11 protein-coding genes are annotated in these 14,666 nt (G+C 58.0%); 5 read left to right on the forward strand and 6 right to left on the reverse strand.

Annotated features, from left to right (window positions below):
- Nucleotides 1-244: 244 nt before the first annotated feature.
- Nucleotides 245-1,684: an IS1182 family transposase gene (locus FHT71_RS06935; RefSeq protein ID WP_132588878.1), complete on the reverse strand. Its 1,440-nt coding sequence runs from the start codon at nt 1,682-1,684 to the stop codon at nt 245-247.
- Nucleotides 1,685-1,809: 125 nt separating this feature from the next.
- Complete coding sequence (locus tag FHT71_RS06940; protein ID WP_165933052.1) at nt 1,810-2,148, reverse strand: hypothetical protein; 339 nt, start codon at nt 2,146-2,148, stop codon at nt 1,810-1,812.
- A gap of 257 nt (nt 2,149-2,405) precedes the next feature.
- Between FHT71_RS06940 and FHT71_RS06945 the strand changes: the two genes are divergently transcribed.
- Both FHT71_RS06945 and FHT71_RS06950 read left to right on the forward strand, forming a co-directional pair.
- Entirely contained in the window at nt 2,406-4,154 is a 1,749-nt protein-coding gene (locus tag FHT71_RS06945; protein ID WP_132588879.1) for an adenylate/guanylate cyclase domain-containing protein, read from the forward strand.
- A 460-nt stretch (nt 4,155-4,614) separates the two neighbouring features.
- On the forward strand, nt 4,615-5,892 hold the full coding sequence (locus FHT71_RS06950; protein WP_132588880.1) for a DUF3422 family protein: 1,278 nt from the start codon (nt 4,615-4,617) through the stop codon (nt 5,890-5,892).
- 128 nt (nt 5,893-6,020) lie between these two features.
- On the opposite strand, the gene FHT71_RS06955 is transcribed toward FHT71_RS06950, so the two are convergent.
- The 4 genes from FHT71_RS06955 to gabD all read right to left on the reverse strand — a co-directional run bounded on the left by FHT71_RS06955 (nt 6,021) and on the right by gabD (nt 12,728).
- Nucleotides 6,021-7,562, reverse strand: a complete 1,542-nt coding sequence (locus tag FHT71_RS06955) for a SpoVR family protein (protein ID WP_132588881.1) — start codon at nt 7,560-7,562, stop codon at nt 6,021-6,023.
- A gap of 10 nt (nt 7,563-7,572) precedes the next feature.
- Complete coding sequence (locus FHT71_RS06960; RefSeq protein WP_132588882.1) at nt 7,573-8,889, reverse strand: YeaH/YhbH family protein; 1,317 nt, start codon at nt 8,887-8,889, stop codon at nt 7,573-7,575.
- 25 nt (nt 8,890-8,914) lie between these two features.
- Nucleotides 8,915-10,864: a PrkA family serine protein kinase gene (locus tag FHT71_RS06965; protein ID WP_132588883.1), complete on the reverse strand. Its 1,950-nt coding sequence runs from the start codon at nt 10,862-10,864 to the stop codon at nt 8,915-8,917.
- 409 nt (nt 10,865-11,273) lie between these two features.
- The gene (gene gabD, locus FHT71_RS06970) at nt 11,274-12,728 is read right to left on the reverse strand and encodes an NADP-dependent succinate-semialdehyde dehydrogenase (protein WP_132588884.1); all 1,455 of its coding nucleotides are present in this window, start codon (nt 12,726-12,728) and stop codon (nt 11,274-11,276) included.
- 245 nt (nt 12,729-12,973) lie between these two features.
- Here gabD and FHT71_RS06975 point away from each other — a divergent pair, with 245 nt between their 5' ends.
- The 3 genes from FHT71_RS06975 to FHT71_RS06985 all read left to right on the forward strand — a co-directional run bounded on the left by FHT71_RS06975 (nt 12,974) and on the right by FHT71_RS06985 (nt 14,610).
- Nucleotides 12,974-13,669, forward strand: coding sequence for an RNA polymerase sigma factor (locus tag FHT71_RS06975; RefSeq protein ID WP_132588885.1), 696 nt, complete (start codon nt 12,974-12,976; stop codon nt 13,667-13,669).
- 87 nt (nt 13,670-13,756) lie between these two features.
- Entirely contained in the window at nt 13,757-14,281 is a 525-nt protein-coding gene (locus FHT71_RS06980) for a DUF4142 domain-containing protein (protein WP_132588886.1), read from the forward strand.
- Nucleotides 14,282-14,292: 11 nt separating this feature from the next.
- A complete protein-coding gene (locus tag FHT71_RS06985) occupies nt 14,293-14,610 on the forward strand; it encodes a cupredoxin domain-containing protein (protein WP_132588887.1) in 318 nt (105 codons plus the stop codon).
- Nucleotides 14,611-14,666: the final 56 nt, after the last annotated feature.

Here is a 14,666-nt window from a genome sequence, read left to right on the forward strand (position 1 = left end):
TCCATCCTATCGGGGAACAACCACCTGCTCTTCAAGAGCGTGACCACTTCTGGCCATCAGGGGCGACTCGCTCCCGCGATTACCCCATGTGTGAAATCTCTAGCGCGACCGTCTTGGTCGCGCAGTTCAGTGCGTTCTGACGGGATCGGCTCGAATTTGCTTTTCTCTTGGACTGGGAGGCGTCGGAGGCAGTCCTGAAGGGTTGTATGAGGGCTTTTGGACCTGAAGTCTGTGCTGTTGCCCCTCAAGCGGTTATAGCTCGTAAAAGCGCTTTTGCGCCGATCATATTGATCATCCGTTTGATGTTGTAGGCCAGCACGTGTAGCGCCATCTCCGTTCGGACGTTTTTCAGCCTGCGCATCTGGAAATGGGTCGAGCCCATCCACGCCTTGATGGTGCCGAACGGATGCTCGACCGTGCATCGTCGGGTACGCATGAGGTTCGGATTCTCTTCCATTCGGGAATACATGGCCTCGATCAGATGCTCATGTTCCCAACGGGTGACCCGACGCTCTTTGCCTGTTGTGCATTGGACGTTGAGATGGCATGACGGGCAATCGTTGCGCCAGTAGCGGCGCAACATCAGGCCCTTTTCCTCCGTTGTATACCTGTACGCTAGCGCCTTTCCGGCGGGGCAGATGTACGTATCGGCGCTGGCGTCGTAAACGAAGTCAGCCTTTACGAACATGCCCTTCTTGCGGTTGTTGGAAGTCTCCGGTCTTGGCACGGTCGCAGTGATCCCTGCCTCATGGCAGCGCAGCAGTTCAGCTCCGTTGAAGTAACCGCGATCGGCTATTGCATCTAACTTATCGGCTTCCAGAACCTCCTTGGCGGCGCTGGCCATCGGAGCCAGTTGAGATCGATCATTCCCGACATTGGTGACCTCGTGTGTAACGATCAGGTGGGTATCGACGTCAACGGCCGTCTGTACGTTGTAGCCCACCAGGCCCGTGCCTTTGCCATATGTCGCCATGGATCGCGCGTCTGGATCGGTCACGGAAATCTGGCCGTCGGGTACATCCTCCAGCGCTTCTGCTATTCCTTCCAGTCTTTGGACTTCCTGTCGAACACGAGCAAGCTTCTCCGTCAGCCGTGTGACCTTGCGCAGCTTTGCCTCCGATTGCTCCAGGGCATCGGCTCTGCTCATCTCCTCCAGATATCGCGATGCGCTTACTTCGAGATGCTTTATCCGCAGCTCGACCTTGCCGGGCGTGAAGTTGCGATCCCTGTTGTTGACGGCTTTGAACTTGCTCCCATCGATCGCGACACTGCCGCCACTCAACACGCCGATCTGGCGGCACAGCTCGACGAATCTGGCGCAGGTCTTGCGGATTGGCTGGCCATTGTCTTTCCGGAAATCAGCTATGGTTTTGTGATCCGGAACCAGCCGCCCGGTCAGCCACATCGCTTCAACATTGCGCCCGGCCTCACGTTCTAGCCGTCGACTAGAGGGGATGCGGTTCAAGTACCCGTAAATGAAGAGCTTCAGCAACACCGAGGGGTGGTAACAGGGGCGACCAGTTTGGGCGGGCGACATGCGACCAAAGCCAGCGCCCACCAAATCCAATGCGTCAACGAATGCGTCGATCACTCGAACGGGATGATCTTCATCGATCCAATCGTCAAGTCGATCTGGAAATAGCGTAACCTGATCACGACTGGTCCCCTCGATATAGCCTGACATTGCCACCTCCGATCGACGAAGATGATTCTATATCAGAATCAAGTTTTTACACAGCCTCGGCCCAATGCGGACTCCCTCGTCGCTGAGGTGAGATCATCGGCTGTGGTGATGCCCGCGCAAAGAGGTCACGTCAAATAAGGCATTATATCCACCCCGTCCCCCGGAAAAACGGTGATGTGCGGGTGGTCTTCGAACAGTCGTGCAGCGGCATCAGCGCTCTCCGCTTCGACCACCAAGTAGCCGCAGAACGAATTCACCGCGTTGACGACGCCCTCCTTGGTCATGCGTGTCGTCTTGTCCACCATTCCGCCAGGATCAAGGATGGACGAAGCATTTCTTTCTTCCCACGCCGACCACTCTTTTATGCCGACGGCGTCGACTGCATCCTGCTCGGCTTTGGGCAGGTTTCGAAAGGCCGCCAGGTCCTCGGGCTTCATGGTGTAAACGGCAAGAAAGCGGGGCATCAGCACATCCTCCATTCATCTTAAAGGTTGCCAATTTATACGTCACGCTTCGGAAGTCACCCGCCGGCAAATAGGCGCGGGACGTGGAACGGCGGCTTTTGGGCGCATAGTTTGTTGCTGGTCCAAGACTTGCCGTCTAGGTGCGAGCGAAACATGGCTCAGTCGACCTTTTTAGCGAGCGCGACGGGAAGTGTCTCATGGTTGCATATATGCTAATCTAAATAGCCGTTGAGGGCTTGACGGGTGGTGGGGCGACAATGAAGCAAAGGCTTTCTGTCATCATGGCCTCTGACGTGGTCGGCTACAGTCGACTGATGGGGATCGACGAGAAGGGCACACTTTCGGCTCTAAAGTTGCACCGACACGAACTTTGGGACGTGAAAATCGCATCGTATCAGGGCCGTACAATCAAGCTTGTTGGCGATGGGATGCTGACCGAGTTTCAGACTGCTGAAGAGGCGGTTCTATGCGCGTTCGAGATACAATTGGAGATGCGAAAACGCAATGCGCAGGTCCCCGCTGATCGAAGGATAGAATTTCGGATCGGGATAAACATCGGCGACCTCCTCTTTGAGGACGACGATGTCTATGGCGATGGCGTCAATGTGGCAGCACGCATCGAAAACATCGCGAGACCGGGGGGCATAGCGATATCCGCATCGGTGCGTGACACTTTGGGCAAGCGCCTGGGCATTCGCTTCGAAGATGCAGGCGAGCACGCGCTGAAGAACATTGGGCGGCCAATTCGCATCTTCAACATTATTGTCGACGAGAGTGGAGAAGCGTCGAGTCCCGAGCGCACGTCGACATTTGAGCCGAGAGTGCAGTCAGTCGGAACATACCGTGGGCGGGAGTTTTCGCCGAATAGAACACTGCTGTACGTTTCGAACTTCTCCAATTTGAGTGGCGATCCGGACCAGGAATATTTCGCGGCTGGAATAACAGAAGATGTCGTTGCCGGTTTGGCACGGTTCTCCAGGTTGACTGTCGTCGTTCAACGACCGCCCTTAGAACCGGCGCACGCCGAGCCGATGCCGTACTACATGCTGGACGGCAGTGTGAGATGGCTTGGTAATCGTGTCAGAGTGAACGCCAACTTGACCAATGTTGCCGGAGAACAAATCTGGGCGGAGAAATACGACTTCGACCTTGTCGACATCTTTCACATCCAAGACGAGTTATCCTGTTCCATACCGGCTGCTCTGAGCGTCAAGATCGAAGAGGCAGAGCGGCAGCGTGTCTTGAGCAAGCCCGTGACGTCGCTGAAGGCGTATGATCTTTACCTGCGAGGCAGGCATCTTCATCAGGGCTCGAACCCGGACGAGGTCCGACTTGCGAAGGCGATGTATCTTGCCGCAATCGAAGATGATCCGGAGTACTCACGGCCATATATTGGGTTGGCCTGGATCGAGCTAAGAAAGCTGAAATGGAACGAAATCGTCGAGATCGACACCGCCCTTGCGACCGCGTCGGCCCTGCTAAGCAAGGCCCTGAAGCTTAATCCAATCGATGCGGATACCCATTGGGCTCTTGGCGTTGTCCATCTTTGGAGGGGGGAAGCTGAACGAGCCGTAGCCTGCTATGAGCGTGCTCGAGAACTAGCACCCAACAACTGTGACCTCCTCGCAGAATATTGTGATGCTCTTGGTTACCTTGGACGCTTGGAAGATGCCATCAGGATCGGGGAACTCGCCGTTCGGCTCAATCCGAGCCGCCCCGACTGGTACCTTTGGGATATCGCCGCAGCCAAATTTCTTTCGGGGAAATATTCCGAGGCGCTATCCCTTCTGGAGAAAATGGCCGAGCCTGGACCTGCCTACCGCCTGCTTGCAGCGACCTATGCCCAACTGGGGAGGCTGGAGGAAGCGCGCCATGCCGCCAGCGAACTCCTGAAGGTCAATCCTGACTTCTCGATAAAACGGTACAGCTCCCGTGCTCCCTATCTCGATAAGACACTCATGGCCAAATACATCGAAGGTCTGCGACTCGCGGGTCTGCCGGAGTAGATGGACGAGTTGCCGAGCCCCTACCGCAGGCGCTTCTGGCAGCTTCAGCGAGAAGTCGAAATTTGGAAAGCGCAAGGAACGCGGGCAATATCAAATGATCGCTCCCGTCAAACCCGGACCCACGGGTACCAATGTCAACGACTTCCGGGCAATCCTCGTTCGTTAAATCTCACTGCAGATGAGTTGCTTCTTTGATGCTTTGCCTGTGGCAAACGGTCGCGCGAACCGATCGCGCTGGACAGGCATATGACGAGATGCTTGCATGCCCTCGCCTGAGGGGCGATGTGGGGACATCATCATGGACATCAGAAATCTCCTTGCGAGTTGGCGAGGGGCGTACGAAGGTGTTGACGCTGATCGCAAGCGACCAATCCAGCCTGTTCAGTTCCCTCTTCATCTCAACCTGCCCGCGGCACCAGTATCGATGACCGGAAAACCCGCCACCGAAAGGAATGCATGGATGACGCAAGGAAGCTTTGGCTTTCCGCCTGCGGATCTTCGAGGACGCGCTTTGGGTGAGATTCATGCCCGGCCCTATGCGCTTGTTCAGGCGCCACGCGTCATATTCCAGCTCGCTTTTTTGACGGAAAGCGCCGGGGATAACGACCATGAGATGCTCGCCGACCTATCCCGCTCCAGCGGCGTTGCACCGCCTGCCCGCGAAACCAGCCATCATGCGATAAGTTGGGGGCAGGGAACGCTGCGCTGGGAGCGGCACACCGAGTTCTCAACATACTTTTGGGACTGTCCATCGCCCGAGAGGTTTGGCGCGCCGATAGCCGTTCATCCCTTCGGAGACAGTTTTTCGCCGCCGGGGCCCTTCATATCAGGGATCCGTCTGGAGATCCGGCCCGATACATCGGATACAGCGCAGGAGATTGCCGTCTTCGATCCGACCAGCCTGTGCCGAAGCGAGCTGAGAAACGGCCAGGCGACGATCCTGACCGATTTCCGCCAAGACGGTGACGGATTGACGAAGTTTTTGGTGATCGATCGCGGCATGTCCGACAGTGCGCGCGGCGCGCTGGTCCAGCGCCTTCTCGATATCGAGACCTATCGGACGCTCGCAATGATGGGCCTGCCGCTTGCGCAGTCGCTCTCGCCCGAAATACGTCAGATCGAATCCGGCCTGACCGCGATTACACAGCGGATGAAGTTGCACGCCCGCGACGAGGCGGATCAGATGCTGTCCGAGATTACGCGCCTTGCAGCGGAGCTCGAGGCGAATGCGGCGCTCAGCCTCTACCGGTTCGGAGCCAGCCGTGCCTACTACGAGATCGTCCAGGAGCGCATTCGCGCGCTCGCCGAAACCGCGATACCTGGCAGCGAGACGCTCGGTTCTTTCCTGGAACGGCGACTGGCACCGGCCATGCGCACCTGTCAGTCGGTCGAGGAGCGTCAGGCGAATCTTTCGCGCAAGCTGGCCCGGGCCACCGCGCTGTTACGAAGCTGGATCGACGTCGAACTCGAGCGTATCAATACGACGGTGCTGAACTCGATGGATCGCCGGGCACAGCTGCAGCTGCGCCTGCAGCAGACGGTCGAAGGCCTGTCGGTGGCGGCAATCTCCTACTATGTCGTCGGGCTCTTCGGTTACCTGGCAAAAGGCGCGCACAATGTCGGCCTCGAAGTGTCGCCCGAGACGCTGACCGGCCTGTCTGTTCCGATCGTCGTTGCTGGTATGTGGCTCGTCGTGCGAAGCATCAGGCGTAGACATGCGGAAGAGGACAAGCATTGAATTTCGGCGTCGTGCAGATGCCGCAACGTCTACCAAGGCATAACCGGGGCTGCGGCAAGGCAAACGCATTCGCTGATTGCGAGGGCGGCGATGTCGTGCCAACGGGCCTCAGGGCGACCAATCCGGCTTCAGATCTCAGCTGTCGAGCACTCGTAGAAAACCGCGCCGGTTTCAGCATCGACGCCCCTCAGGCTTACGTCGTAGCCCCAGAGGCGGCGAATGTGGCTCAGCGTGGCATCGCGTGTGCCTTCTTCCAGTAGGATGCCGTTCTTTACATTGTGCTGCAGCCGAAGCTGCCGATCACCAAGCAGGTCGACATCGATAACTTGGATATCGGGCTGTCTGGCGCCGACGTCGTAACTGTGGGCAAGCGCCGAGCGGACCTTGGAATAGCCGCGCTCGTTATGGATTGCAGATACTTCGCAATAGTTGTCGGTGGAGCGATCGGAGAGCAGAAACAGGCGGAACTTACGGATCATTGCCGGGCTGAGATATTGCAGCATGAAGGACTCGTCCCGGTGGTTTGCCCAGGCGTCGAGCAGCGTCCCCTGCCAATCGCCATTGCCGGCAAACGACGGAAACCAGTCGCGATCTTCCTGCGTCGGTTCCATGCACATGCGCTCGATGTCCTGCATCATCGCGAACCCCAAGGCGTAGGGGTTTATGCCAGGAAAGCGCGGGTCATCGAAAGCGGGCTGAAATACGACGTTGGAGTGGCTTTTCAGCAATTCCAGCATCGCCCCCTCGCTGATCCGGCCCTGATCGAAGAGGCGGTTGATGATCGTGTAGTGCACGAAGGTCGCACAGCCCTCGTTCATCACCTTGGTTTGGCGCTGCGGATAGAAATATTGCGCAATGACGCGAACGATCCGGAGAAGCTCGCGCTGCCAGGGATCGAGGATGAGGCTATGCTTTTCCAGGAAATAGAGCAGGTTCTCTTCTGGAAGATTGAGAACCTTCTTGCGTTCGGATGCGTCGCGTTCGGCATCTTCCGGGTCGCGGCTTTCGGTTGCCAGCGGCAGCGTACGCCACAAATCGCTGTAGGTCTGCTCTTCGTATTCCAGTCGCTCCCGGGCGCGCTCTCTGACCTTTTCGGAAGAAAGGCGGGGCGGGCGACGGTAGCGGAATACGCCCTGATCCATCAAGGCGTGCGCTGAATCGAGGATCGCCTCCACTGCGCTCAACCCGTGCCGTTCTTCGCACTTGGCAATGTATTTCTTCGCGAAGTCCATGTAGCTCAGAATGGCGCCAGCGTCGGTCCATTGGCGGAAAAGATAGTTATTCTTGAAAAAATGGTTGTGGCCGAAGGCGGCATGCGCGGTCACGAGCGCCTGCATTGCCATGGTATTTTCTTCCATGAGATAGGTGATGCAGGGATTGGAGTTAATGACCAGCTCGTAGGCGAGGCCGCGCTGTCCCTTGCGATAGAGGTGATCTTCGAAAATGAAGCGCTTGCCGAAGGACCAGTGCTGGTACATCAGGGGCATGCCCACCGAGGAGTAGGCATCCAGCATCTGCTCGGAGGAAATGATCTCCAGCTGGTTGGGATAGACGTCCAATCCCATCTCATCGAGCGCAATCGTCTCGATGGCATCGTAGGCGCGCGAAAGAGTCGCAAAATTCCAATCGGAACCATCAAACAGCAGGCCTGAACTTGAGCGTCTCGCCATTTGGTCGTCCTTACTTGCGCGTACGCATGGCAGGCTGTCGGGTAAAGAGCTTGCGGAACACGGGATAGATATCTGCGGGTCGGGAGATCCGCGTCATCTGGAAATTGGGCACTTCCCCGTCGACCGTGCGATAGGCGCGCCACAGCGATGTGCCGTTGTCGGTCGTTCCAAAGATTTCCGTTTCGCGCTCGTCGATGATCTCGACATAGGCATAATACTGGCAAAGACGCATCAAATGGTCGCGAAGCAGTGCCGCACAGCGTTCGGAATCGCCGCTGATGTTATCGCCATCGGAGGCCTGCGCGGCGTAAATGTTCCACAAATGTGCCGGATAGCGCTCCTCGATCACACGAAGCATTTCCTCAAGTGCGGTGGAAACGACCGTCCCGCCGCTCTGTTTGCTGTAGAAGAACGTCTCCTCATCGACCTCGCGCGCTTCGTCGGTATGGCGAATGAAGACGATATCGATCCGCTCGTAACGGCGGGTCAGGAAGAGGTGCAGCAGGACGAAGAAGCGTTTTGCAAGATCCTTTTCCCGCTCGCCCATGGATGCCGACACATCCATCAGGCAGAACATCACGGCGCTGGCATTGGGAAGCGGCTGGCGCTCGAAGCGGTTGAAGCGAATGTCGACCGGATCGACATAGGAAATGCGCCGACGTCTGCGCTCCATCTGCTCCAGTTCCTCGCGCAGCGCCTGTAGGCGCCGTCGGTTTGCAGTGGATAACGCCTTCTCGGCTTCCAGGGCGGCGATCTCGTCCGCAAGCGCTTTCACCGCGGCTTCGCTCGGCCGCTGCAAGGCCATGCGGCGGCCGAAGCTGTTGCGCATGGTGCGCCCGACATTGATGTTGGTGGGTGTTCCGGCTGTGCTGAAGCCGACGCGGTGTGGCTTGTAGGTCACCGTTTCCTTGAGATTCAGCTTGACCATATCAGGCAGCTCAAGGTCCTCGAAGAAAAGATCGAGAACCTCGTCGCGGGATAGAATGAACTGAAAGTCATCCTCACTCTCGCCACGGCCAGCGCCGCGGCCGCTGCCGCCACCACCGCTTTGCGGTCGCGACAGCTTGTCACCCGCCATGTATTCCTTGTTGCCGGGCAGAATATACTCGCGCTCACCGCTGTCGGAGGCGGGCTGAAAGGTCGGCTCGCCTGCGCCACGCTTCGGCATCGGGACGCCATGGGCGGCGTCCACGTCGGCAATCTTGTCGGACTTGACCTGTTCCTTGATGGCCCGCTTGAGTTCCTCGCGGGCACGCTTCAGGAAACGCTGCCGGTTGCCGAGGCTCTTGTCCTTCGGGTTGAGCCGGCGGTCGATGAAATTCGGCATCTGCCAATCTCCCGGTTCGGCATCGTCAACCGGCTTTGTTGACCCTCATGTACCAATCGACGAGCCGCCGGACCTGGCGAACCGTGTAGCCACGCTGCGTCATGCGCTGGACGAATTCGGCGTGCTGTTTCTCTGTCGAGCTGTCCTTCTTGGAGCCGAAACTAATGACCGGCAGGAGATCTTCGACCTGACCGAACATGCGCTTCTCGATGACTTCGCGAAGTTTTTCATAGCTCGTCCAGGAGGGATTGCGCCCATGGTTCTTGGCGCGCGCGCGCAACGTGAATTTCACGACCTCGTTGCGGAAGTCCTTGGGATTGGCAATGCCCGCCGGCTTCTCGATCTGCGACAGCTCGCTATCGAGTATCTCCCTGTTGAGGATTTGTCCGGTATCGTAGTCCTTGAAGTCCTGGTCTTCCAGCCATGCATCGGCGTAGGCGATATAGCGGTCGAACAGGTTCTGCCCATATTCGCTATAGGATTCCAGGTAGGCTTTCTGGATTTCATGGCCGATGAATTCGGCGTAACGCGCAGCAAGCTCGGACTTGATGAAATCAAGGTAGCGCGCCTCGGTTTCCTTCGGAAACTGTTCGCGTCGGATCGCCTGCTCCATGATATACATCAGGTGTACGGGGTCGGCTGCCACCTCCTTGGTGTCGTAATTGAAGGTTTCAGAGAGAACCTTGAAGGCAAAGCGCGTACTGATACCGGTCATGCCTTCGTCAACACCGGCGGCGTCACGATACTCCTGTACGGACTTGGCCTTGGGATCGGTGTCTTTCAGGTTCTCGCCGTCATAAACGCGCATCTTGGTGTAAAGCGGTGAGTTCTCATGGACGTGGAGCCGTGTTGCAACCGTGAAGCGGCTGAGATTTTCGAGCACCTCGGGGGCACATGGGCTCTTTGCCAATTCGCTCTCGCGCAGCAGCTTCTCGTAGATTTGCCGCTCCTCGGTGACCCGCAGGCAATAGGGCACTTTGACCACGAGGATGCGGTCGAGGAACGCCTCGTTGTTTTTGTTGTTCTTGAAGTGCAGCCACTCGGACTCGTTGGAGTGAGCAACGACGATGCCCTGGAAGGGGAAGGCGCCAAAGTTCTCGGTGCCGTTATAGCTGCCTTCCTGCGTCGCAGTCAGCAGCGGGTGCAGCACCTTGATAGGCGCCTTGAACATTTCGACGAACTCGAGAAGTCCTTGCGTGGTTCTGTTCAGTCCGCCGCTATAGGAGTAGGCGTCCGGATCGGCCTGGCTGAAGTTTTCCAGCTGGCGGATATCGACCTTGCCGACGAGCGCAGACACATCCTGGTTGTTCTCATCACCCGGTTCGGTCTTGGCGATTGCGATCTGCCGCAGGCGGGAAGGCGTCAGCTTGACGACACTGAACTTCGAGATGTCGCCGCCGATCTCGTCGAGCCGTTTCGTTGCCCAGGGCGAGATCAGGCCCGTGAGCCTGCGTCGTGCAATCCCGTACTTGTCTTCCAACAGCCCTGCCATCCGTTCAGGATGGAAGAGGCCGAGAGGAGACTCGAAGATGGGACTGATTTTGCCGTTAACGGCCAAGGTGTAGATCGGGCGCTGCTCCATCAGCCTCTTGAGGCGCTCGGCAAGCGATGATTTGCCGCCGCCGACCGGCCCAAGCAGATAGAGGATTTGCTTTCGTTCCTCGAGCCCCTGAGCGGCATATCTGAAGTAGCCGACGATCCGCTCGATCGTATCTTCCATTCCGTAGAAATCAGCGAAGGATGGGTAGATCTTGACAGTGCGGTTGGCGAAAATCCTGCCAAGCCGCTCATCTACGCTGGTATCGATCAGGGTCGGCTCGCCGATTGCTTCGACCATTCGCTCCTGTGCTGTCGCATACAGGCTTTTATCATCGCGGCAGGCCAGCAGATATTCCTGTAGGCTCAATTCTTCTTGCGCGGCGCTTGTGTAAATTTCCGAGAAAAGATCGAAGACGTCGCTTTCACCTTTTTGCATGATGCTCTCCCGCGGCCGGCTGGTTGAAACGGGATGGCTGCCCTGTCGGCGCGCCCACTGAGAAAACGGCAGAACCTAGTATTCGTTCCTTCAAATACTTAGAGGAATTCGAAATTGGCTTGGGAAGGCCATAGAGCATCTTTATCGTCTCCATTCTTGCGCTCGATCGCGACTCAAATGTTGAGCAGTGCTGATTGCTAATATGGCACGAAAGACGTGCAATAACCATGGCTAAGGTAATCACGCTATTGGTAGGAATGGCGTAATTTCGGTTGATACAACGCTACGCCGGCGAACAAAGTTACACCTTTGGCTGGTCGCATTGTATTGGACGGTGGCCTTAGAACCCCTGCCGTTCCTACCAAAGAAGAGTGTGGGGACCGTGCGGTCCGCGTCAGCCCCCGGGCATTCAACTGATGCCGCCGAGGCAGACGTATTTAATCTCCATAAATTCTTCGATGCCGTATTTTGAGCCCTCTCGCCCCAGGCCGGAGAGCTTGACGCCGCCAAATGGCGCTTCTGCCGTCGAGATCAGCCCGGTGTTGACGCCGACCATGCCGTATTCGAGGGCCTCGGCCACCCGGAAGACGCGGGCAAGATCCTTGGCATAAAAGTAGGAGGCCAGGCCAAACTCGGTGTCGTTGGCCTGCGCGATCACGTCGGCCTCATCCTTGAAGCGGAAGAGCGGCGCCACCGGGCCGAAGGTCTCCTCGCGGGCAACGACCATCTCTTTCGTGACGTTGGCGAGCACCGTCGCCTCATAGAAAGTGCCGCCGAGGGCATGGCGCTTTCCTCCCTGAACGACGCTCGCCCCCTTGGCAAGTGCATCGGCAACGTGCTCCTCGACTTTTTCCAGAGCCGGCTGATCGATCAGCGGCCCGAGAATGACACCCTCGTCGAAGCCGTTGCCGGTCTTCAGCCTGCCGACGGCGGTCGCAAGCTTCTCGGCAAAGGCATCGTAGACGCCGTCCTGCACGTAGAGCCGGTTGGCGCACACGCAGGTCTGGCCGTTGTTGCGGAACTTGGCGATCAGCGCGCCCTCGACCGCCGCATCGAGATCGGCGTCGTCGAAGACGATGAAGGGGGCATTGCCACCGAGTTCCAGCCCAAGCTTCTTGATCGTCGCAGCGCTCTGCTTGTAAAGCTCGGCGCCTATCTCGGTGGAACCGGTGAAGGTCAACTTGCGGACGGTCGGGTTGGCGGTCATCTCGGCGCCAATCTCGCGTGCCGAACCGGTGATGACAGAAAACAGCCCTTTCGGCAGCCCGGCGCGTTCGGCGAGCACGGCAATCGCAATGGCCGAGAACGGCGTCTGGCTGGCCGGCTTTAGCACCATGGCGCAGCCGGCGGCAAAGGCCGGCCCCGCCTTGCGGGTAATCATCGCATTCGGGAAATTCCAGGGGGTGATCGCCGTGACTACCCCGATCGGCTGTTTCATCACCATGATGCGCTTATCGGGCTGGTGACCGGGAACCAGATCGCCATAGACGCGCCGGCCTTCCTCTGCGAACCATTCAATGAAGCTTGCACCATAGACGATCTCACCGGTCGCTTCGGCAAGCGGCTTGCCCTGTTCGAGCGTCAGGATGCGGCCGAGGTCATCCTTGTTCTCGATCATCAGCTCGAACCATTTGCGAAGAATGCCCGAACGCTCCTTGGCGGTGCGCGCTGCCCAGCCCTTTTGGGCAATGCGTGCGGCCTCGATCGCGGCTTTCGTTTCGGCTGCTCCAAGTTTCGGTACGCGGCCGATGATTTCGCCTGTTGCGGGGTTGTTGACTTCGATCGCATTCGACGGATCGGCCTCGATCCATTTGTCGCCAATGAGGGCTGCCTGACGAAAGAGTGTCGAGTCCTTGAGGTCCATCTTATCCATCCCATCCAGAAACTGCGTTGGTCCCGCTTTCTGCGGCCGCGTCGGTAAAGCCTTTACGGCAATGTCGGCATCTTTTCTGTCGTGTCAAACTCATCCACTTAAAAATGGTCGCAGCATGCAGATGCGCGGCTGGGCCCACGGCAATGTCAACGCCTTTGACAGCCTAAATGCAGGCGCATGATTTTCGGGAACCTTTCCGATCGAGCGCCATCTATAACCATCGCAAGGAGATGACCATGTCGCACATTCGAACCGATCGGGCAGAAGCACTCGATACGCTCGCCGATGTCGAGCTGGCGCGTCGCGCGGTTGCACGTGATCGCCACGCATTTCGTGCAATCATGACGTCTCACAATCAGCGGCTTTTTAGGCTCGCAAGAAGCATCGTTCGCAACGACAGCGAAGCCGAAGATGTTGTTCAGGAAGCCTATGTGCTGGGATTTGCACACCTCGATCGCTTCCGGGGAGAGTCGTCGCTGGCGACCTGGCTATCACGCATTGTGATCAACGAGGCACTCGGGCGTCTGCGAAAAAAACGGCGGACGACGGGCTTGGTGAGTTCGATGGAGCAAAGCGGTGGAGCGACGATCGTCCAGTTTCCTGTCGACAACCCCAGTGGCGATCCGGAGCGGACGATGGCGCAGCGACAAATCTTGCAGCTGGTCGAGCAGGCAACCGATGCGCTTCCCGATATCTATCGAACCGTCTTTGTCGCCCGAGTCATCGAGGGGCTGAGCATGGAGGAGACGGCTGCGCTGCTTGGCCTACGGACCGAGACCGTCAAGACCCGGTTGCATCGCGCCAGACGCCTGGTGCGGGAGCGCCTCGACGAGCAGATCGGTCCCGTGCTCCTTTCCGCATTTCCCTTTGCCGGTCGCCGTTGCGAGCGTCTGACGGCCGCCGTGATGAGCCGTCTCGGCTTTCCCGATTAATCGCGGGAACCTAATCGTTAGGCCGGCATCCAATGTTCGTTCCAGAAAACAACGCCCAGCCTCGCCGGCTCGGGCCAAGGAGGTTCCATGCATACCCGACAGATGACAACCTTGACCGCGCTTTGCCTGCTCGCAATTGCGCCATCGGCATGGGCCGCGGACAAACCGACGGACCCGCAGATCGCTCACATCGCCTATACAGCCGGTGTCATCGACGTAGAGGCAGCAAAACTTGCGATCTCGAAATCCAAGAACAAGGACGTTGTTGCCTTCGCTGAGGACATGGTGCGAGACCATGAGGCCGTGAATACGCAGGCTCTCGCATTGGTCAAGAAGCTCAAGGTTACGCCTGAGGACAACGCTACGAGCAAGGCGCTGGCCAAGGCTGCGACCGATGAGCGGGCGAAACTCGCCAAGCTCAACGGCGCGGGCTTCGACAAGGCCTACGTCGCCAACGAAGTCGCCTACCATAAGCAGGTCAACGGCGCGCTCGAGACGCTGTTGATCCCCTCGGCGAGCAATGTCGAGCTCAAGGAACTGCTCGAAACCGGTCTGAAAATCTTCCAGGGCCACCAGCAGCACGCCGAGCACGTTGCTGCCAACCTCAAATAGGAGATTTCGACATGCTGCGACGGCATCTGTGGATCGCTGCGGTATCTGCGTTGACAACAGGTGTCGTTCCGGCGCGGGCAGAAACGGTCACGGTGACAATCGAAAAGATGAAGTTTTTGCCCGCCGAGATTAGCGCAAGGCCAGGCGACACCATTGAATGGATCAACAAGGACATTCTAGCCCATACGGCGACCATGAAGGGAGACTGGGAGGTGGTCATTCCTCCCGGCAAATCGGGACGAGTGGTGCTGAAGGCAACCGCCCCGGTCGACTACTACTGTCGCTTTCATCCGAACATGAAGGGTCGGATCTCGATGCCGGCACAATAGTGGGGTAAGGGCAGCGCTGCGTCCACGGAGAGACTCTCCACTGTCATGTCCGCCGC

It is taken from the genome of Rhizobium sp. BK060 (assembly GCF_014193145.1).
GTDB lineage: Bacteria > Pseudomonadota > Alphaproteobacteria > Rhizobiales > Rhizobiaceae > Rhizobium.

What these genes read in the sequence shown, in the direction of transcription:
- FHT71_RS06985 (WP_132588887.1), top strand. Translation starts at nt 14,293, where the DNA reads ATGCTGCGACGGCATCTGTGGATCGCTGCGGTATCTGCGTTGACAACA.
- FHT71_RS06945 (WP_132588879.1), top strand. Translation starts at nt 2,406, where the DNA reads ATGAAGCAAAGGCTTTCTGTCATCATGGCCTCTGACGTGGTCGGCTAC.
- FHT71_RS06955 (WP_132588881.1), bottom strand. Translation starts at nt 7,562, where the DNA reads ATGGCGAGACGCTCAAGTTCAGGCCTGCTGTTTGATGGTTCCGATTGG.
- FHT71_RS06935 (WP_132588878.1), bottom strand. Translation starts at nt 1,684, where the DNA reads ATGTCAGGCTATATCGAGGGGACCAGTCGTGATCAGGTTACGCTATTT.
- FHT71_RS06950 (WP_132588880.1), top strand. Translation starts at nt 4,615, where the DNA reads ATGACGCAAGGAAGCTTTGGCTTTCCGCCTGCGGATCTTCGAGGACGC.
- FHT71_RS06965 (WP_132588883.1), bottom strand. Translation starts at nt 10,864, where the DNA reads ATGCAAAAAGGTGAAAGCGACGTCTTCGATCTTTTCTCGGAAATTTAC.
- FHT71_RS06960 (WP_132588882.1), bottom strand. Translation starts at nt 8,889, where the DNA reads ATGCCGAATTTCATCGACCGCCGGCTCAACCCGAAGGACAAGAGCCTC.
- FHT71_RS06940 (WP_165933052.1), bottom strand. Translation starts at nt 2,148, where the DNA reads ATGCCCCGCTTTCTTGCCGTTTACACCATGAAGCCCGAGGACCTGGCG.
- gabD (WP_132588884.1), bottom strand. Translation starts at nt 12,728, where the DNA reads ATGGACCTCAAGGACTCGACACTCTTTCGTCAGGCAGCCCTCATTGGC.
- FHT71_RS06980 (WP_132588886.1), top strand. Translation starts at nt 13,757, where the DNA reads ATGCATACCCGACAGATGACAACCTTGACCGCGCTTTGCCTGCTCGCA.
- FHT71_RS06975 (WP_132588885.1), top strand. Translation starts at nt 12,974, where the DNA reads ATGTCGCACATTCGAACCGATCGGGCAGAAGCACTCGATACGCTCGCC.